This is a genomic window from Pseudomonas sp. FP603 (assembly GCF_030687415.1).
Taxonomy (GTDB): Bacteria; Pseudomonadota; Gammaproteobacteria; order Pseudomonadales; family Pseudomonadaceae; genus Aquipseudomonas; species Aquipseudomonas wuhanensis.
This window is the reverse complement of the sequence record NZ_CP117431.1, coordinates 2,184,436-2,202,874: the sequence shown is the minus strand read 5'-3', so window position 1 is coordinate 2,202,874 and position 18,439 is coordinate 2,184,436. Positions and strand designations below refer to the sequence as shown.

Sequence of the window (18,439 nt, the reverse complement as noted above, 5' to 3'; positions counted from 1 at the left end):
ATTAGCAGGATTTGCCGGGTTAGCGGCTACTCACATGCTGCTCCAAGAGAATCCGATTCGAGAGAGAGACTAGCTCACCCTCATCGGTCAACACGGTGGTTTTAACCGTGCCGATCTCTTCGATCTGACCTTCGACCTCGCCAACTCGCACTTGTTGCCCTACCTGATACAACTCACGCACATAGATTCCCGCAAGAATCTGACCGGCAATTTCCCGGCTTCCCAAGCCCATGGCCAGCGCAACCGCCAGACCAACGGTAATCAAGACGATCACGATCACATGGTTGAGCAGGTCAGTTTTGACCTCCAACTGGCTGATCGCAACCGAAATACTGATGATGATCACCAGGCCCTGAGCAATTCGCCCCAGGCCCGCGGCGTAATCAAGTCCTACGCCTTCTGCCGCGCCACGCACCAGCCCATTGGCCAGTTGCGCCAGCAAGACACCCACCAACAGCACCAGCGCAGCGCCGAATACTTTCGGCAAATACAGCGCCAACATGTCCAGCGTAGCCGAAACTCGCTCAAGTCCAAGTGATTCTGCCGCCGAAACCAGAAAAATCAGCAGAACGAACCAATAGACGATCTTGCCGATCAGCGTCGAGATAGGCACTTGTAGGCCGGCGCGGGACAGCAACTTGGTCAGCCCCGTGCCGCCCATCAGGCGATCGAGGCCCAGTTTGGCAAGCAATTTGGAGAGCAGCGTGTCCAGCAGTTTGGCCACGACAAAACCCAGCAGCAGCACAACCAATGCGCCGAACAGGTTCGGAATGAAGTTCGCAACTTTGGTCCATAACGCAGTCATTGCAGTGACGAGGCTCTGAGTCCAGAGATCAAGTTCCATATTCAATCAGCCTTATCAGCAGTGCGTGCGGTAGGTTTACGAAGACGGGAAACCGGCGAGATATGGGCCGATCCGTTATTCAGGGCGATCATCAGCGCGGGCAACCAACGGCCCAGCAGGCTGAACAGATCGCCGGCACCGACCTGGCGGTTGGCGGTTTTCAGCACGCGACCCAAGCAAGCATCGTCGTCACGGCTGGACGGCGAAGCTTTGAGCATGTCACGCAAAGACTGTTCAAACGGATCGTGCATACGCACCTCTCGTGATATCTGTGAAAGACGCGGTCAAATTTGGTCGGGTCACATGACTCATCATCAGAACCAGCGCAAACGTCGGAATAGCCACCACTGCCCCAGCGCTACCGAGCCTGCCAGCAAGCAGGCGATCAGGAAGCCATAAGGGCTGGTGGAGAACGGAATACCGCCGACGTTGATGCCCAAAAGACCGGTCAGAAAACTCATCGGCAAAAAGATCCCGGTGATGATCCCGAAGCGGTACATCGTGCGGTTCATGCGCACGCTCAGACGCCGGTCTTCGGCCTCCAGGACCAGCCCCACGCGCTCCCGGGTCAATTCCAGCTCCTCGAGATAACGGGTCAGGCTGTTGTTCAATTCGTTCCAGTAATCGCCATCGTCTTCAACGAACCATGGCAGTTTTATCCGCGTCAGCTGACCGAAAATATCCCGCTGCGGTGCCAGAAAACGTTTCAGTGCGGCTGCTCTGCGACGGATCTGCAAAACGGCCCCATGCTCCGGTGTATACCGTTCGTCGGTATCCAGCTTTTCTTCTTCCTCATCGACGATTTCCGAGAGGCAGCCGACCAGATCCTGCACTTTATTAGTGAGGTATTGCGCCATATAAAGGATCAGTTCGGAAGCGGTTCTCGGCCCTTTGCCTTCGGCCAGTTGCACCAGCAACTCATCGGTGGCGCGCAACGGCCGCAGACGCAGGGAGATCACCCGCTGGGCCGAACCGAAGATCCGCACCGAGACCATGTCTTCCGGCTCGGCACCTGGATTGAGGTTGATCCCGCGCAGAAACAGTAACAGCTCGGAGTCCGGCAGCGGCAAAAGACGCGGCCGGGTGTTCTCTTCCAGCAACAAGTCGCAACTAAATTCACTCAGACCGCTGTATTTACGCAGCCAGGTCTGGGTTTGCGGGTGACTACGATCCCAGTGCAGCCACAGGCTTTCATGGGCCTGCAACTGCAAGTCATCGAGTTCAGTCCGGGCTATCGAACGCGCACCGCCTTTACCGTCCAGCACCAGGGCATGCACCAGCCCCCACTGCGCGTTTTCTTCCTCGAACATCCTCACCCCTTTGTTGAAACGCGCTTTATTCAGGCATCTTCAGCGGGCTTGGCGAAATGATCACGCCGTTGTTGTCCGCATAAACATAGTGACCCGGGTGGAAGGTCACACCCGCGAAGGTCACGGCAATATTGAGTTCACCCACACCGCGTCGGTCGGTTTTCATCGGGTGACTGGCCAGGGCCTGAACCCCCAGATCGGTTTGCGCGATGACGTCGACATCGCGAATGCAGCCGTAGATCACCAGCCCTTCCCAACCGTTATTGGCGGCTTTCTCGGCCAGCAGGTCGCCCAACAGCGCGCGGCGCAGGGAACCGCCACCGTCTACCACGAGCACTTTACCGTTACCCTTGAGCGCGACTTGCTCCTTGACCAGCGAATTATCTTCGAAACATTTGATGGTCACGATTTCGCCACCGAAAGAATCACGGCCACCGAAATTGCTGAACATCGGTTCCAGCACCTGCACCAGCTCCGGATAGGCGTCGCACAGGTCAGGCGTAAGGTAATGGTTCATCGAGAAACTCCTGTAAAAAGGAAGACAATCGAGTAGACCGCAGAGGCGGGCCAAGGCTGAACGGCTGCAAACGCGCCGATCGAATCAATCACCAAAAGTGACCAGAACCGCTTAATGCGTCATATCTTAGCCGCAAGCCGTTCAGAGCGAAATGCCCCTTGTTAGAGCATCAGGCTCAAACGGCCGCGGCCAAATCCGGCTTTCCACCCAGCAAAGGTGTCTGTTGATCCGCCAGCCAACGCGCCACCAACGGCCAGACTTCAGTCTGTGAAGCCTTGCTCACAAGCATTTCCACATGACCGAAATTATCGCCAAAACCTTGCTCGCGGCCAAGGGTGATGAATTGCTTGTGCTCGGAGCCGACCTGATCGAACAGCTTGCGGCAGGCCCAGGTCGGGTCCTGATGATCGCCTGCGGCGCTCACGGCCAGCACTGGCAACTGAACCTCGGCCAAACCCGCCCACCAGTCCTTGTCGGCATCGCCAAAGCGGCCGAACAGTCCGTACCAGCGCATGCTTTCCAGGGCCAGGCCAATCGGCTCATCCTCCGGGCCGCGCTTGAGCCGTGAACCTGACAGTTGGGCAAATCGCTTGAGAATGAAGCGCCCGCTCCACTCCACCGGCGGAAACTTCAACGGCCAGTAGGTGCGGCTGACCTGCGTGCCAAAAAACGCCGCAGAGGCCACGGCAGGTTCGCCCAGGTACTGACCGCCCAATGCCGCAGCCAGGGTAATGCCACCCAGCGAATGACCGATCCAGTGTGGGACCTGGCCGCTTTGCTCGCGCACGAACGCGCCAATGGCCGGCAGATCGTAACGCGCGTAGTCAGCGACGCGGTTCTTGCGATAGTCCTGATTGCGCTGAGACAGCCCATGGCCGCGCATTTCCGGAATCCACACATCGAAGCCCAGACGCGTCAGATAAGCCCCCAACCCCAGACCTTTGGGAGAGAACCAGAACCGTCGATTGGAAAAGCTGCCGTGCAACAGAATGACCGGCACGCCACGCACCGCCGGCTCATCGGCCAGGCCCAAGCGGGTCACAGCCAGTTCGACGGTGCCGTCGGGGCTGTTACCGGGTTTCAAACGATAGACGTCTTCGCTCAGATCACCGCGCCGCTCGGCGCTGATCAGGGCGACAGGAAATAGGTTGCTGCTGCTTTGCATAATGCTCTTGCACAAAAAAGGGCGGCGTCCAGAGGAGCCCGCCCTACTTGAATCTTAAAACCCCGGCCCACCGAAGCGGGCCGGGGCTTCATTCACCGATCAGACCGAAGCCTGACCTTCAGCCAGGAAGAACCAGGTTTCCAGCACGGAATCGGGGTTCAGCGAAACGCTTTCGATGCCCTGCTCCATCAGCCACTTGGCCAGATCCGGGTGGTCCGAAGGACCCTGACCGCAGATGCCGATGTATTTGCCAGCCTTGTTGCACGCCTGAATAGCATTGGCCAACAGCTTCTTGACCGCAGGATTTCGCTCGTCGAACAGGTGCGCGATGATCCCGGAGTCACGGTCCAGGCCCAGGGTGAGCTGGGTCAGGTCGTTGGAGCCGATGGAGAAGCCGTCGAAGAACTCGAGGAACTCTTCAGCCAGGATCGCGTTGGACGGCAGTTCGCACATCATGATCACGCGCAGACCGTTTTCGCCACGGGCCAGACCGTTTTCGGCCAGCAGGTCAACGACCTGGCTCGCTTCGCCCAGGGTACGGACGAACGGCACCATGATTTCAACGTTGGTCAGGCCCATCTCGTTGCGCACGCGCTTGAGGGCACGGCACTCGAGCTCGAAGCAGTCGCGGAACGATTCGCTGATGTAACGCGAAGCACCACGGAAGCCCAGCATCGGGTTCTCTTCTTCCGGCTCGTAGAGTTTGCCGCCAATCAGGTTCGCGTATTCGTTGGACTTGAAGTCCGACAGGCGCACGATGACCTTTTTCGGCCAGAACGCTGCCGCCAGGGTGCTGATGCCCTCGACCAGTTTCTCGACATAGAAGCCGACCGGGTCGTTGTAACCGGCAATGCGCTTGTCGACGCTGTCCTTGATTTCTTGCGGCAGGCCGTCGTAGTTCAACAGCGCTTTGGGATGCACGCCAATCATGCGGTTGATGATGAATTCCAGACGGGCCAGGCCCACACCGGCGTTCGGCAGCTGCGCGAAATCGAAGGCGCGGTCCGGGTTGCCGACGTTCATCATGATCTTGAACGGCAGATCCGGCATGGCATCCACAGAGTTTTTCTTGATGTCGAAGCCCAGTTCGCCTTCGAAGATGTAACCGGTGTCGCCTTCAGCGCAAGAAACGGTCACGCCCTGGCCGTCTTTCAACAGCTGGGTGGCGTTGCCGCAACCGACCACGGCCGGGATGCCCAGCTCGCGAGCGATGATCGCCGCGTGGCAGGTACGACCGCCACGGTTGGTGACGATGGCGCTGGCGCGCTTCATGACCGGTTCCCAGTCCGGGTCGGTCATGTCGGAAACCAGAACGTCGCCCGGCTGGACTTTATCCATCTCGGACACGTCCTTGATGATCCGCACCTTGCCGGCGCCGATGCGCTGGCCGATGGCGCGACCTTCAACCAGCACGGTGCCGGTTTCTTTCAACAGATAGCGTTCCATGACGTTGGCCGAGGTACGGCTCTTCACGGTTTCAGGACGGGCCTGAACGATGTAGAGCTTGCCGTCGTCGCCATCTTTGGCCCATTCGATGTCCATCGGGCACTTGTAGTGCTTTTCGATGATCATCGCTTGCTTGGCCAGTTCACTGACTTCGGCGTCGGTCAGGCAGAAACGGGCGCGATCCGCCTTGTCCACGTCGATGGTCTTGACCGATTTACCGGCCGTGGCGACTTCGCCGTAGATCATCTTGATGGCTTTGCTGCCCAGGTTGCGACGCAGGATGGCCGGACGACCGGCTTGCAGCGTGCCTTTGTGGACATAGAATTCATCCGGGTTCACCGCGCCTTGTACGACGGTTTCACCCAGGCCGTAAGCGCCGGTGATGAACACCACGTCACGGAAGCCCGATTCGGTATCGAGGGTGAACATCACGCCGGCGGTGCCGGTTTCGGAGCGGACCATGCGCTGCACACCGGCCGACAGTGCCACCAGCTTGTGGTCGAAGCCCTGGTGGACGCGGTAGGAAATCGCACGGTCGTTGAACAGGGAAGCGAACACCTCTTTGGCGGCGCGAATAACGTTTTCGACACCACGGATGTTCAGGAAGGTTTCCTGCTGGCCGGCGAAGGAAGCGTCCGGCAAGTCTTCGGCGGTAGCGGAAGAGCGCACGGCCACGGCCATGTCAGGGTTGCCGGCCGACAGCGTGGCGAACGCGGTGCGGATCTCGGCGTTGAGCTTCTCGGGGAACTCGGCTTCCATGATCCATTGACGGATCTGGGCACCGGTTTTGGCCAGGGCGTTGACGTCGTCGACATCCAGCGCGTCGAGGGCGGCGTGGATCTGATCGTTCAGACCGCTCAGTTCCAGAAAATCACGATACGCCTGAGCTGTCGTGGCGAAGCCACCGGGCACCGATACACCGGCACCTGCAAGGTTACTGATCATCTCGCCCAGGGATGCGTTCTTGCCCCCCACATGCTCTACATCATGGACGCCGAGCTTATCGAGGGAAACTACGTACTCTACCAAGGTGATCTCTCCACTAACTGTGTTGGAAAAGCTCAGAAGCCGGCGACTCGGGGGAGCATTTGCCGGCTGTATGGCCTGGACCTGGAAAATAAGTGAGAATGCTGGCCACTGGCGGCCGACAAATCGCGCCTACTATATCCAAGAATCGTCACAAGTGTCCTGTGTTGCAAATGCGTTCCTTTTTGGCGAGTGACTGTTGTTGCCAGACAAGGCGCCGCGACGAGTCATAGCTGGCTATGGCGAGGAGCGGCAACGCAGTATGGCGACAACAGCCGCCGTCAAAAGGGAACGCATTTGTGACACAGGACACTCACTTAAGGCCCAAGGTGCAAATGAAACGATCTGCTTTCTTTATCTCCGATGGCACGGGCATTACGGCCGAAACCCTCGGTCAAAGCCTGTTGGCGCAGTTCGAAAACATTACCTTCAGCAAAATCACGCGGCCCTACATCGACAACGCGGATAAAGCGCGGGCCATGGTACAACAAATCAACAAAGCCGCCGAAAACGATGGTTTTCGTCCGATTATTTTCGACACCATCGTCAATCAGGACATTCGTGAGATCCTCGCAACGTCCAATGGTTTCATGATTGACATTTTCTCGACCTTCCTCGCTCCGCTGGAACAGGAACTGACCGAGCATTCTTCCTACACCGTCGGCAAATCCCACTCCATCGGTGGCAACTCCAATTACATGGAGCGCATCGAGGCGGTGAACTTCGCCCTCGACAACGACGATGGTGCGCGCACGCACTATTACGACAAAGCCGACCTGATACTAGTAGGCGTGTCGCGCTGTGGTAAAACCCCGACGTGTTTGTACATGGCCATGCAATTCGGCATCCGCGCAGCCAATTACCCGTTGACCGAAGACGACATGGAGCGCCTGCAACTGCCAACCGCCCTGCGCGCCCATCATCACAAGCTGTTTGGCCTGACCATCGACCCGGACCGCCTCACCGCGATCCGCAAGAACGCAAGCCCAACAGCCGCTATTCGAGCTACGCACAGTGCGAATTCGAAGTGCGCGAGGTGGAGAATCTGTTTCGCCGCGAGAACATTGCCCACATCAATTCCACGCATTTCTCTGTGGAAGAAATCTCAGCGAAGATTTTAGTAGAGAAAGGTGTGGAGCGGCGGTTCAAATAAATTTTCGGCGCCTGCTCCACAGCCATCGCGGCATAGGTATCTACACATCTCTAAAGTCTTCGGCTGGCCACCCAGCCGATGGCCTCTTTAGCAAAACCCGCCAGTTCCTGGGGCGTGTATTGCTCCAATGTCTCGCACATGGCCAAAAGCATGTATAAACCGGCCAGCAGCGCGGAAGCCGTCACCGGCTGCGAGCGCTTCATCTGTCGACCAGACAGACGGACCAAAAAATCCCGTGTTTGCTCAGCGAACTCCCCCTTAGCCCGCATCAGACGCCAACTGACAGCACATGCCTGACTGGCGATCAACAGCCGTTTGAACACCGCTTCACCGCTCTCTTGCTGCCAGTTTTCCAGCTGATGCCCACCCCCTTTAAGCAGTTTGAAGTAGGACTCGATACGCCAGCGCCAGTAATACCAGAGCGCCAATCGTTCATCTGCGACCTCTTGCTCAAGGTTGCTCAGCAAATACCATTCGGCCAGCAGGTGACCATCGGCTCCCAGTATTCGGCTCACGACGAGCCGGGCCGGCAACGGCTCACCAGACTTGCGCAGCGTCTTGCGGTCGGCCCTGTCTTTGGTGAAAGGCTGGGCTTGGCGAGTCAGCACGACGGCGGTTTCTCCCACCCATTGAATGGCCGGTTTTCCTTTGTAGTCCACCTTGCGAGTTTTGCGGTAGGTCATCTCGCGAGCAATTTGACTCAGGGCCCTCGATTGACCTGCATGACTGGCCGTGGAACCGGCCTTGACTCGCACCAGCCATTGCCGACCCTCGGCCTGCCATTGCCTCAGGTGAGCGACCGAATCAGCCTCTCGATCCACGATATGGACAAGCGGCTTGGCAAAATTCTGCTGTTCCAGCCAAGTGATACGTTGTGTCAGTTCATGCAGATGCTTCTCAGGGGCCAGCACTTCTTCGGCTCGCGTGCTGAGCACGCCGTCCTTGGTCGCCAGATTTTGAGCGGGAGTACAGATCGGTGCACCGTCACGGTCGGTGACTAGCAGGCTGCTTTGCAGCTCGTAACCGATGTCGCCCCGGTGGGTCATTTGCAGGCGATCAGCCTTGCTGTGGTGGTGCATGTAATTGAGCCGAGACCAATCGTGCATGACCAGCGCGTAATCATCACAGTCATCCCGACAACCCTCGTGGGCCAGCGCCAGCAGCGGTTTAACCAGGTCAACGGGCCGAACCCGGTCATTGCTCAAAAATCGCCAAAGGGCTTGCGTCTGTGCAAAAGCCTTGTCGCTTCGCGGCAAGGCTTTCATCCCGGCGGCCAGCGCCGGTAGTCCATTACTGTGTCCCATGACTAACTCGTCGTATCGTTTTGTCAGTCGGGCATCTAGCCCGGTCATTTGATATCCATGCCGTCCCTTTATAGACCAGGATCGGGAGATGTGTAGATACCTATGGCCATCGCGGGCAAGCCCGCTCCCACAGGGATCTGTGTTGAATGCAAAATCTGCAAACAATGGAGAACCTGTGGGAGCGGGCTTGCCCGCGATAGAACGATGACGCGGTGTAACTAGATCACAAACAAATCCACAAACCGGTTCACAGGCGTCGCCTCCAGCGCAGCCTGGTCTTTGCACAGCGCAAAGATTTCGGCACTCCGCTGAGCCGTAAATCGCGTCGCCAGATTGACCTTGAACTTCTCTTCCAACAACGGAATTCCGTCGGTGCGACGACGGCGATGGCCGATCGGGTATTCCACTACCACGTTCTCGGTGCTGGAGCCGTCCTTGAAGAACACCTGCACCGCATTGGCGATGGAGCGCTTGTCCGGCTCCAGGTATTCGCGGGTGAAGCGCGGGTCTTCGACGATGACCATTTTGTCGCGCAGCACGTCGATGATCGGATGCACCGCGTGGAAGTCATCTTCGTACTGTTCGGCCACCAGATTACCGAACACCAATGGCACCGCGGTCATGTACTGGAGGCAGTGATCGCGGTCCGCAGCGTTGGCCAGCGGGCCGACCTTGGAGATGATGCGGATCGCCGATTCGTGGGTGGTGATGACGATCCTGTCGATTTCGTGCAGACGGTTCCTGACCAATGGATGCAAGGTGACGGCGGCCTCGCAGGCGGTTTGCGCGTGAAACTCGGCGGGAAAGCTGATCTTGAACAGCACATTTTCCATCACATAACTGCCGAACGGCCGGGAAAAGCTGAAGGCACGTTTGTCTTCAGGCTTGAGCGCCAGGTCATTGTTGGTATGGCTGAACAGTACGTCGTAGAACCCCCATTGCTTGGCGGTCAGTACACCGGGAATGCCCATTTCCCCGCGCATCGCAATGTCCGCCAGACGCACGCCACGGCTGGATGCGTCCCCTGCTGCCCAGGATTTGCGCGACCCGGCATTTGGCGCATGCCGGTAAGTACGCAGCGCCTGGCCGTCGGCAAAGGCATGGGACAACGCCGACAGCAGTTGCTCGCGATTGGCGCCCATGAGCTTGGCGGTGACGGCGGTCGAGGCGACTTTCACCAGGATGACGTGATCGATGCCAACGCGGTTGAAAGAGTTTTCCAGCGCAATCACACCTTGAATCTCGTGAGCCATGATCATGGCTTCCAACACCACGCGAAGGGTCAGCGGTGCGTCGCCATTGGCCAGGCGTTTTTGCGACAGGTGGTCGGCCACTGCGAGAATGGCGCCGAGGTTATCGGACGGATGCCCCCACTCGGCGGCGAGCCAGGTGTCGTTGTAGTCGAGCCAGCGGACGATGCAGCCAATGTCCCACGCGGCTTTGACCGGATCGAGACGATAACTGGTCCCCGGCACGCGAGCACCGAAGGGAACGACAGTGCCTTCGACGATGGGTCCCAGGTGTTTGGTGCATTCGGGAAAACGCAGGGCCAGCAGACCGCAGCCGAGGGTGTCCATCAGGCAATTGCGCGCGGTATCCAGCGCCTCGGTAGATTCGATTTTGAAGTTGAGGACATAGTCAGCGATGTCCTGCAGGACCGTGTCGTAGTCGGGGCGGTTGTTCAGGTCGACGTTGGCGCTCATGTTCGATTCACTCGGTCAGTGGTTCGCTGATGGGACCTCGGTTCAGGATCAATCTTAGTGGGTGACACCATTCCTGTTATTGAAATGCAGTCCACTGTGGGAGCGGGCTTGCCCGCGATGGCGGTGTATCAGCCAACATAGATGTTGAATGTGAAGGCCTCATCGCGGGCAAGCCCGCTTCCACAGGGTTTTCGGTGACGTCTACATTTATTTCAGAAAGAATCTCCTGGCACACGCACAAAGCCTTCCATCAACACCCGCGCACTGCGGCTCATGATGGCTTTGTTCACGGTCCATTCCCCGTTGACCCGGCTGGCCTCGGCGCCCACGCGCAAGGTGCCGGAGGGATGACCGAAGCGCACCGCGTTGCGCTCGATGCCACCCGCCGCCAGGTTCACCAACGTGCCGGAAATCGCCGCAGCCGTGCCGATGGCCACCGCTGCCGTGCCCATCATCGCGTGGTGCAGTTTGCCCATGGACAGCGCACGCACCAGCAAGTCAATGTCGGCGGCTGCAATCGCCTTGCCGCTGGACGCAATGTAATCCGCAGGTGGGGCGACGAACGCCACCTTCGGCGTGTGCTGACGCTTGGCCGCTTCGTCCAGGTGCTGGATCAGCCCCATGCGCAACGCGCCGTAAGCGCGGATGGTTTCGAACATCGCCAGGGCCTTCAGGTCGCCGTTGATCGCTCCCTGCAATTCGGTACCGGTGTAGCCGATGTCTTCGGCATTGATGAAAATAGTCGGGATCCCGGCGTTGATCAGGGTGGCTTTGAGCGTTCCGACGCCCGGTACTTCGAGGTCATCCACGAGGTTGCCGGTGGGGAACATCGAACCACCGCCCCCCTCTTCTTCCGCTGCCGGGTCCATGAATTCGAGCTGCACTTCGGCCGCCGGAAAGGTCACGCCGTCGAGTTCGAAATCGCCGGTTTCCTGGACCTCACCGTTGGTGATCGGCACATGGGCGATGATGGTCTTGCCGATGTTGGCCTGCCATACGCGCACCACCGCCACACCGTTGTGCGGAATGCGGCTGGCGTCCACCAGGCCATTGCTGATGGCGAACGAACCGACCGCCGCGGACAGGTTGCCGCAGTTGCCGCTCCAGTCAACGAAAGGCTTGTCGATGGAGACCTGACCGAACAGGTAATCGACGTCGTGATCGGCCTTGATGCTCTTCGACAAGATCACGGTTTTGCTGGTGCTGGACGTTGCACCGCCCATGCCGTCGATTTGCTTGTCGTAAGGGTCGGGGCTGCCGATCACTCGAAGCAATAACGCATCGCGAGCCGGGCCGGGAATCTGCGCCGCTTCGGGCAGGTCCTTCAGGCTGAAGAACACGCCTTTACTGGTGCCGCCGCGCATGTAGGTGGCGGGGATTTTGATTTGAGGTGCGTGAGCCATATTGATCCTTGTCGGCCAGCGCGGGACTTTAAATCCCGCGCTGGCTCATCGTGTTAAACGGCAACCGCCGATTCTTCGAGGAAGTCTTGAGCGAAACGCTGCAACACGCCGCCAGCCTCGTAGATCGACACTTCTTCAGCGGTGTCGAGGCGGCAGGTCACCGGCACTTCGACGCGTTCGCCATTCTTGCGATTGATCACCAGCGTCAGCGTCGCACGCGGGGTGCGTTCGCCAATCACGTCGTAGGTTTCGCTGCCGTCGATGGCCAGGGTGTGGCGATCGGTGCCCGGCTGGAATTCCAGCGGCAACACGCCCATGCCCACCAGGTTGGTGCGGTGAATGCGCTCGAAACCTTCGGCGGCAATCGCTTCCACACCTGCAAGACGCACACCTTTGGCCGCCCAGTCCCGGGACGAACCCTGACCATAGTCGGCGCCGGCGATGATGATCAGCGGCTGCTTGCGCTCCATGTAGGTTTCGATGGCTTCCCACATGCGCATCACTTTGCCTTCCGGCTCGACCCGCGCCAGGGAACCCTGCTTGACCTTGCCGTTTTCCTGAACCATTTCATTGAACAGTTTCGGATTGGCGAAGGTTGCGCGCTGCGCGGTCAAGTGGTCACCGCGGTGCGTGGCGTAGGAGTTGAAGTCTTCTTCCGGCAGGCCCATTTTCGCCAGGTATTCGCCCGCCGCGCTGTCGAGCATGATCGCGTTGGAAGGCGACAGGTGATCGGTGGTGATGTTGTCCGGCAGCACCGCCAGCGGGCGCATGCCTTTGAGCGGACGAGCGCCGGCCAGCGCGCCTTCCCAATACGGCGGACGACGGATGTAGGTGCTCATTTCGCGCCAGTCATACAGCGGCGTGACCTTCGGACCGGTGTCTTCGTGGATGGCGAACATCGGAATGTACACCTGGCGGAACTGCTCTGGTTTCACCGAGGCCTTGACCACCGCGTCGATTTCTTCGTCGCTCGGCCAGATGTCTTTCAGGCGGATTTCCTTGCCGTTCGCGTCCAGGCCCAGGACATCTTTTTCGATGTCGAAACGAATGGTGCCGGCGATGGCGTAAGCCACCACCAATGGCGGCGAAGCCAGGAACGCGTTTTTGGCGTACGGGTGAATCCGCCCGTCGAAGTTGCGGTTACCGGACAGCACGGCGGTGGCGTACAGGTCGCGGTCGATGATTTCCTGTTGGATCACTGGGTCCAGCGCGCCCGACATACCGTTGCACGTGGTGCAGGCGAAGGCCACGACGCCGAAGCCGAGTTGCTCCAGTTCTTTGGTCAGGCCGGCTTCATCCAGATACAGCGCCACGGTTTTCGAACCCGGCGCCAGCGAGGATTTGACCCACGGCTTGCGGGTCAGCCCGAGCTTGTTGGCATTGCGCGCCAGCAGACCTGCGGCAATCACGTTGCGCGGGTTGCTGGTGTTGGTGCAACTGGTGATGGCGGCGATGATCACCGCGCCGTCCGGCATTTGACCCGGTACGTCTTCCCACTTCCCGGAGATGCCTTTCGCCGCCAGATCCGAAACCGCTACACGGGCGTGCGGGTTGCTCGGGCCAGCCATGTTGCGCACCACCGAGGACAGGTCGAACGTCAGGCCTCGCTCGTATTGCGCGCCTTTCAGGCTGTCAGCCCAGAGACCGGTTTGCTTGGCGTAATTCTCGACCAACTGCACTTGCTCGTCTTCACGGCCGGTGAGTTTCAGGTAGTCGATGGTCTGCTGGTCGATGTAGAACATTGCCGCCGTGGCGCCGTATTCCGGGGCCATGTTGGAAATGGTCGCGCGGTCGCCCAGGGTCAGCGCGGAAGCACCTTCACCGAAAAACTCCAGCCACGCGCCGACGACTTTTTGTTTGCGCAGGTATTCGGTCAGCGCCAGCACCATGTCGGTGGCGGTGATGCCCGGTTGCAGCTTGCCAGTAAGTTCGACGCCAACGCTTTCCGGCAAACGCATCCACGATGCGCGCCCGAGCATCACGCTCTCCGCTTCCAGACCACCAACACCAATAGCAATCACGCCCAGCGCATCGACGTGCGGGGTGTGACTGTCGGTGCCGACGCAGGTATCGGGGAAGGCCACGCCGTCACGCACCTGAATCACCGGCGACATTTTCTCCAGATTGATCTGGTGCATGATCCCGTTACCGGGCGGGATCACGTCGACGTTCTTGAAGGCTTTTTTGGTCCAGTTGATGAAGTGGAAACGGTCTTCGTTGCGACGGTCTTCGATGGCGCGGTTCTTTTCAAACGCCTCGGGATCGAAGCCACCGCGTTCAACGGCCAAGGAATGGTCGACGATCAACTGAGTCGGCACCACCGGATTCACTTGCGCCGGATCGCCGCCTTGCAGGGCGATGGCATCGCGCAGACCGGCGAGGTCCACCAGGGCGGTCTGACCAAGAATGTCATGGCACACCACGCGGGCTGGAAACCAAGGGAAGTCGAGATCGCGCTTGCGTTCGATGAATTGCTTCAGGGATTCAGTGAGCGTGGCCGGGTCACAGCGACGCACAAGGTTTTCCGCCAACACGCGGGAGGTGTACGGCAGGGTGTCGTAGGCGCCAGGCGCAATGGCATCGACCGCCGCGCGGACGTCGAAATAATCCAGATGGCTGCCGGGCAGCGGTTTGCGGAATTCAGTGTTCATCGTCAGGACTCGGTCACGGTGGTTACAAAAGGTGGGCGCCTGGCGCAGCTATTGAAGCAAACACACTCCACTGTGGGAGCGGGCTTGCCCGCGATAGCGGTGTATCAGTCGACATCAATGTTGGATGTCAGTCCGTCATCGCGGGCAAGCCCGCTCCCACAGGGTTATTCGTTGCACCCAATAACCGGCACCGGCGCCCTCCCCCAGTCAGCGTTGTTCGATTGGCACGAACTTGCGCTGTTCGACGCCGACGTATTCGGCGCTCGGGCGGATGATGCGGTTGTTGGCACGTTGCTCGAACACGTGGGCCGCCCAGCCGGTCAGGCGTGAGCAGACGAAGATCGGTGTGAACAACTTGGTCGGGATGCCCATGAAGTGGTACGTCGAGGCGTGGTAGAAGTCAGCGTTCGGGAACAATTTCTTCTGTTCCCACATGGTTGCGTCGATGGCTTCTGAGACCGGGAACAACACCGTGTCGCCCACTTCGTCGGCGAGTTTTTTCGACCAGCCCTTGATCACCTCGTTGCGCGGATCGTTGTCCTTATAGATCGCATGACCAAAGCCCATGATCTTGTCTTTGCGCGCGAGCATCTCGAGGGTGCCCTCGACCGCCTCTTCCGGCGAGCTGAAGCGCTCGATCATTTCCATCGCCGCTTCGTTGGCGCCGCCGTGCAGCGGGCCGCGCAGGGAACCGATGGCGGCGGTGACGCAGGAAAACAGATCCGACAGGGTCGAGGCGCACACCCGGGCGGTGAAGGTCGAGGCATTGAATTCGTGTTCCGCGTAAAGGATCAGCGAAACGTTCATCACCTTGGCGTGCAATTCGCTCGGCTTCTTGTCGTGCAACAAGTGCAGGAAATGGCCGCCGATACAGGCTTCATCGGTCACGCAGTTGATGCGTTTACCGTCGTGGCTGAAGCGGTACCAGTAGCACATGATCGCCGGGAACGCGGCCAGCAGGCGGTCGGTCTTGTCGTGCTGCTCGGAGAAGTCTTTCTCCGGCTCGATGTTGCCCAAGAACGAGCAGCCGGTGCGCATCACATCCATCGGATGGGCGTCGGCGGGGATGCGTTCCAGCACTTCTTTGAGCGCTTGCGGCAGGTCGCGCAGCTTGCTCAGTTTCTGGGTGTAGGCAGCGAGTTGTGCCTTGGTTGGCAGTTCGCCGTACAGCAGCAGGTAAGCCACTTCTTCAAATTGTGCGTCAGCCGCCAGTTCGCGAACGTCGTAGCCGCGATAGGTCAGGCCGGCGCCCGACTGGCCCACGGTGGACAGTGCGGTTTGCCCGGCTACCTGGCCACGGAGCCCGGCGCCACTGAGTACTTTTGCTTCGGCCATTGCTGTCTCCAGTTTTCTTGAATTTGTTGGGGAAACTTGTAGGAGCGAAGCTTGCTCGCAAAAGCGGTGCCTCAGACGACATTGATTTTGAATGTCAGTCTGTCTTCGCGAGCAAGCTTCGCTCCTACAGGGCTTTCATTACTTCTTCGCAGCAAACAACGCATCGAGCTTTTGCTCGAAGGTGTGGTAATCGATGCGATCGTAAAGCTCCATGCGCGTCTGCATGGTGTCGATGACATTCTGTTGCGTGCCGTCGCGGCGGATCGCGGTATAGACATTTTCCGCGGCTTTGTTCATCGCACGAAACGCCGACAGCGGGTACAACACCAGCGACACGTCGGCAGCGGCAAGCTGCTCGGTGGTGTACAGCGGCGTCGCGCCGAATTCGGTGATGTTGGCCAGGATCGGCGCCTTCACGCGGCTGGCGAACAGTTTGTACATCTCAAGCTCGGTGATCGCTTCCGGGAACACCATGTCGGCGCCGGCTTCGATGCACGCGGCGGCGCGATCCAGCGCAGACTCCAGACCTTCCACCGCCAGGGCGTCGGTGCGGGCCATGATCACGAAGCTGTCGTCGGTGCGCGCATCGACGGCCGCTTTGATGCGGTCGACCATTTCCTGCTGCGAGACGATCTCTTTATTCGGACGGTGACCACAGCGCTTGGCGCCGACCTGGTCTTCGATGTGAATCGCCGCCGCGCCGAACTTGATCATCGACTTCACGGTACGGGCGACGTTGAACGCCGAGGAACCGAAACCGGTGTCCACGTCCACCAACAGTGGCAAGTCGCAGACGTCAGTGATGCGACGCACGTCGGTCAGCACGTCATCCAGACCGGTAATCCCCAGGTCCGGCACGCCCAGGGAGCCGGCAGCCACCCCGCCACCCGACAGGTAAATAGCCTTGAAACCGGCGCGCTTGGCCAGCAGTGCGTGGTTGGCGTTGATCGTGCCGACCACTTGCAGCGGATGTTCGCTGGCGACCGCATCGCGGAAACGCTGGCCTGGAGTGTTCTTGTTGGAACTCATGACTCACCTCGTTCAGTGGCTGTCGGGTTAGCGCCGTCCTGGTAGTGACGGGCAATATTGCGTTTGGAGGCGCCGATATGACGGCGCATCAACAACTCGGCCAATTCACCGTCACGGTCGGCGATGGCATCGAGAATTCGGTGGTGTTCGGCAAACGCCTGGCGCGGCCGATTGGGCGTGGTGGAAAACTGGATGCGGTACATGCGCACGAGTTGATAGAGCTCACCGCACAGCATCTGGGTCAGTGTGCGGTTGCCGCTGCCCTGGATGATCCGGTAATGAAAGTCGAAATCGCCTTCCTGCTGGTAGTAACCGACGCCTGCCTGAAACGCCGCATCGCGCTCATGGGTTTCGAGCACACGGCGCAGTTCGTCGATTTCTTCGACCGTCATGCGTTCAGCCGCCAGACGGCACGCCATGCCCTCCAGGGACTCGCGAATTTCGTAGAGTTCCAGCAATTCGGCGTGGCTCAGCGACACCACCCTCGCCCCGACGTGCGGCACGCGAACCAGCAGGCGCTGGCCTTCCAGACGGTGAATGGCCTCACGCAGCGGCCCGCGGCTAATGCCGTAGGTACGCGCCAGCTCCGGCTCGGAGATCTTGCTGCCCGGGGCGATCTCACCTTTGACGATGGCCGCCTGAATGCGTCGGAAGACGTTTTCGGAAAGTGTTTCCGAGTCGTCCTGAACTGTGACCGGGGGATCGAGTTGATCCAGCATATTGTCGACACCTTGAAAACCAATGCCGCAAAAACTAGCGAATATGGCCGGTTACGTCAAAGGATAAATCGATATTGTCGACAATCGTCTAATAACCTGCTGCACCATAAGGAAGCAACACCTCAAGTTATAGCCGTCGGCCAACGCTGGCGCCATAAACCCACCGTGCTAGAATGCCGCCCGCATTTGCTTGTCATCTGCATTGCCTGTCATAAAAAGCGGATAGGCATACGAGGGAGCTTGTGCAGCAATGCCAGGGCCTTGAATTGAAGAACGGACCGCTGCGCACCAGGATTTATGAGACTCAAGCTCTTCACCACATTCCTTTGTCTTTTTGGCCTGCCAGGTTTCGCCGCGGCAGGGGAAAAGACTGTGTACGGCCTCAATGAGTACGCTTCGCTGGATGGCATCAATCTGGAAGTCGCCGCCAAACTCGACACCGGAGCGAAAACCGCTTCGCTGAGTGCCCGCGACATCAAACGTTTCAAACGCAATGGCGAATCCTGGGTGCGCTTCTATCTGGCTATCGACGCCGCGCATTCGCACCCGATCGAACGACCGCTGGCCCGTGTCAGCAAGATCAAGCGCCGGGCCGGTGACTACGACCCGGAAGAAGGCAAGAAGTACACCGCCCGTCCGGTCATTGAGCTGGATATCTGCATGGGTTCGGCTTTACGCAGCATCGAAGTGAACTTGACTGACCGCAGTGCCTTCCAATACCCGCTCTTGATCGGCTCCGAAGCTCTCAAACGTTTCGATGCGCTGGTCGACCCCAGTCTTAAATACGCTGCTGGCAAACCCGCCTGCGCCACCGACGCACATACCGCAGAGTAA

General features: G+C 59.1%; 14 protein-coding genes and 1 pseudogene. 2 read left to right on the top strand and 13 right to left on the bottom strand.

Features of this window, described 5'->3' with window-relative positions:
- Positions 1-19 precede the first annotated feature (19 nt).
- From PSH65_RS10260 to ppsA, 6 genes are all read right to left on the bottom strand, one after another.
- Positions 20-844 (bottom strand): mechanosensitive ion channel domain-containing protein, encoded by an 825-nt coding sequence (locus tag PSH65_RS10260; protein ID WP_007902078.1) that lies wholly within the window; start codon positions 842-844, stop codon positions 20-22.
- A gap of 2 nt (positions 845-846) precedes the next feature.
- Positions 847-1,095 carry a hypothetical protein gene (locus tag PSH65_RS10255; RefSeq protein WP_007902080.1) on the bottom strand — a complete coding sequence of 83 codons (249 nt, stop codon included), beginning with the start codon at positions 1,093-1,095 and terminating at the stop codon, positions 847-849.
- Between the two features lie 63 nt (positions 1,096-1,158).
- Positions 1,159-2,154 (bottom strand): zinc transporter ZntB, encoded by a 996-nt coding sequence (locus PSH65_RS10250; RefSeq protein ID WP_217858229.1) that lies wholly within the window; start codon positions 2,152-2,154, stop codon positions 1,159-1,161.
- 25 nt (positions 2,155-2,179) lie between these two features.
- Positions 2,180-2,671 (bottom strand): ribonuclease E activity regulator RraA, encoded by a 492-nt coding sequence (gene rraA / locus PSH65_RS10245; protein ID WP_305426119.1) that lies wholly within the window; start codon positions 2,669-2,671, stop codon positions 2,180-2,182.
- 175 nt (positions 2,672-2,846) lie between these two features.
- Complete coding sequence (locus tag PSH65_RS10240) at positions 2,847-3,836, bottom strand: alpha/beta fold hydrolase (RefSeq protein ID WP_305426118.1); 990 nt, start codon at positions 3,834-3,836, stop codon at positions 2,847-2,849.
- Positions 3,837-3,935: 99 nt separating this feature from the next.
- On the bottom strand, positions 3,936-6,311 hold the full coding sequence (gene ppsA / locus PSH65_RS10235; RefSeq protein ID WP_305426117.1) for a phosphoenolpyruvate synthase: 2,376 nt from the start codon (positions 6,309-6,311) through the stop codon (positions 3,936-3,938).
- A 236-nt stretch (positions 6,312-6,547) separates the two neighbouring features.
- On the opposite strand from ppsA, the pseudogene PSH65_RS10230 reads away from it, so the two are divergent.
- A pseudogene (locus tag PSH65_RS10230) lies at positions 6,548-7,461 on the top strand (pyruvate, water dikinase regulatory protein).
- A gap of 50 nt (positions 7,462-7,511) precedes the next feature.
- On the opposite strand, the gene PSH65_RS10225 reads toward PSH65_RS10230, so the two are convergent.
- The 7 genes from PSH65_RS10225 to PSH65_RS10195 all read right to left on the bottom strand — a co-directional run bounded on the left by PSH65_RS10225 (position 7,512) and on the right by PSH65_RS10195 (position 17,605).
- Entirely contained in the window at positions 7,512-8,813 is a 1,302-nt protein-coding gene (locus tag PSH65_RS10225) for a transposase (protein WP_305424801.1), read from the bottom strand.
- A gap of 170 nt (positions 8,814-8,983) precedes the next feature.
- A complete protein-coding gene (gene prpD / locus PSH65_RS10220; RefSeq protein WP_305426116.1) occupies positions 8,984-10,468 on the bottom strand; it encodes a 2-methylcitrate dehydratase in 1,485 nt (494 codons plus the stop codon).
- 212 nt (positions 10,469-10,680) lie between these two features.
- Entirely contained in the window at positions 10,681-11,871 is a 1,191-nt protein-coding gene (gene prpF, locus PSH65_RS10215; RefSeq protein ID WP_305426114.1) for a 2-methylaconitate cis-trans isomerase PrpF, read from the bottom strand.
- A 53-nt stretch (positions 11,872-11,924) separates the two neighbouring features.
- On the bottom strand, positions 11,925-14,522 hold the full coding sequence (gene acnD / locus PSH65_RS10210; RefSeq protein ID WP_305426113.1) for a Fe/S-dependent 2-methylisocitrate dehydratase AcnD: 2,598 nt from the start codon (positions 14,520-14,522) through the stop codon (positions 11,925-11,927).
- Positions 14,523-14,729: 207 nt separating this feature from the next.
- Complete coding sequence (prpC, locus tag PSH65_RS10205) at positions 14,730-15,857, bottom strand: 2-methylcitrate synthase (protein WP_305426111.1); 1,128 nt, start codon at positions 15,855-15,857, stop codon at positions 14,730-14,732.
- A 138-nt stretch (positions 15,858-15,995) separates the two neighbouring features.
- Positions 15,996-16,886 carry a methylisocitrate lyase gene (gene prpB, locus PSH65_RS10200; protein WP_305426109.1) on the bottom strand — a complete coding sequence of 297 codons (891 nt, stop codon included), beginning with the start codon at positions 16,884-16,886 and terminating at the stop codon, positions 15,996-15,998.
- Positions 16,883-17,605 (bottom strand): GntR family transcriptional regulator, encoded by a 723-nt coding sequence (locus PSH65_RS10195; RefSeq protein ID WP_007902102.1) that lies wholly within the window; start codon positions 17,603-17,605, stop codon positions 16,883-16,885. The genes prpB and PSH65_RS10195 overlap by 4 nt, the downstream gene beginning before the upstream one ends.
- Before the next feature lie 297 nt (positions 17,606-17,902).
- On the opposite strand from PSH65_RS10195, the gene PSH65_RS10190 reads away from it, so the two are divergent.
- Positions 17,903-18,439, top strand: a complete 537-nt coding sequence (locus tag PSH65_RS10190) for an ATP-dependent zinc protease (protein ID WP_305426108.1) — start codon at positions 17,903-17,905, stop codon at positions 18,437-18,439.

Coding starts and splice junctions, on each gene's coding strand:
- rraA (WP_305426119.1), bottom strand. CDS start 2,671: ATGAACCATTACCTTACGCCTGACCTGTGCGACGCCTATCCGGAGCTG.
- acnD (WP_305426113.1), bottom strand. CDS start 14,522: ATGAACACTGAATTCCGCAAACCGCTGCCCGGCAGCCATCTGGATTAT.
- PSH65_RS10240 (WP_305426118.1), bottom strand. CDS start 3,836: ATGCAAAGCAGCAGCAACCTATTTCCTGTCGCCCTGATCAGCGCCGAG.
- PSH65_RS10190 (WP_305426108.1), top strand. CDS start 17,903: ATGAGACTCAAGCTCTTCACCACATTCCTTTGTCTTTTTGGCCTGCCA.
- PSH65_RS10195 (WP_007902102.1), bottom strand. CDS start 17,605: ATGCTGGATCAACTCGATCCCCCGGTCACAGTTCAGGACGACTCGGAA.
- prpC (WP_305426111.1), bottom strand. CDS start 15,857: ATGGCCGAAGCAAAAGTACTCAGTGGCGCCGGGCTCCGTGGCCAGGTA.
- PSH65_RS10255 (WP_007902080.1), bottom strand. CDS start 1,095: ATGCACGATCCGTTTGAACAGTCTTTGCGTGACATGCTCAAAGCTTCG.
- PSH65_RS10260 (WP_007902078.1), bottom strand. CDS start 844: ATGGAACTTGATCTCTGGACTCAGAGCCTCGTCACTGCAATGACTGCG.
- prpB (WP_305426109.1), bottom strand. CDS start 16,886: ATGAGTTCCAACAAGAACACTCCAGGCCAGCGTTTCCGCGATGCGGTC.
- PSH65_RS10250 (WP_217858229.1), bottom strand. CDS start 2,154: ATGTTCGAGGAAGAAAACGCGCAGTGGGGGCTGGTGCATGCCCTGGTG.
- PSH65_RS10225 (WP_305424801.1), bottom strand. CDS start 8,813: ATGACCGGGCTAGATGCCCGACTGACAAAACGATACGACGAGTTAGTC.
- prpD (WP_305426116.1), bottom strand. CDS start 10,468: ATGAGCGCCAACGTCGACCTGAACAACCGCCCCGACTACGACACGGTC.
- prpF (WP_305426114.1), bottom strand. CDS start 11,871: ATGGCTCACGCACCTCAAATCAAAATCCCCGCCACCTACATGCGCGGC.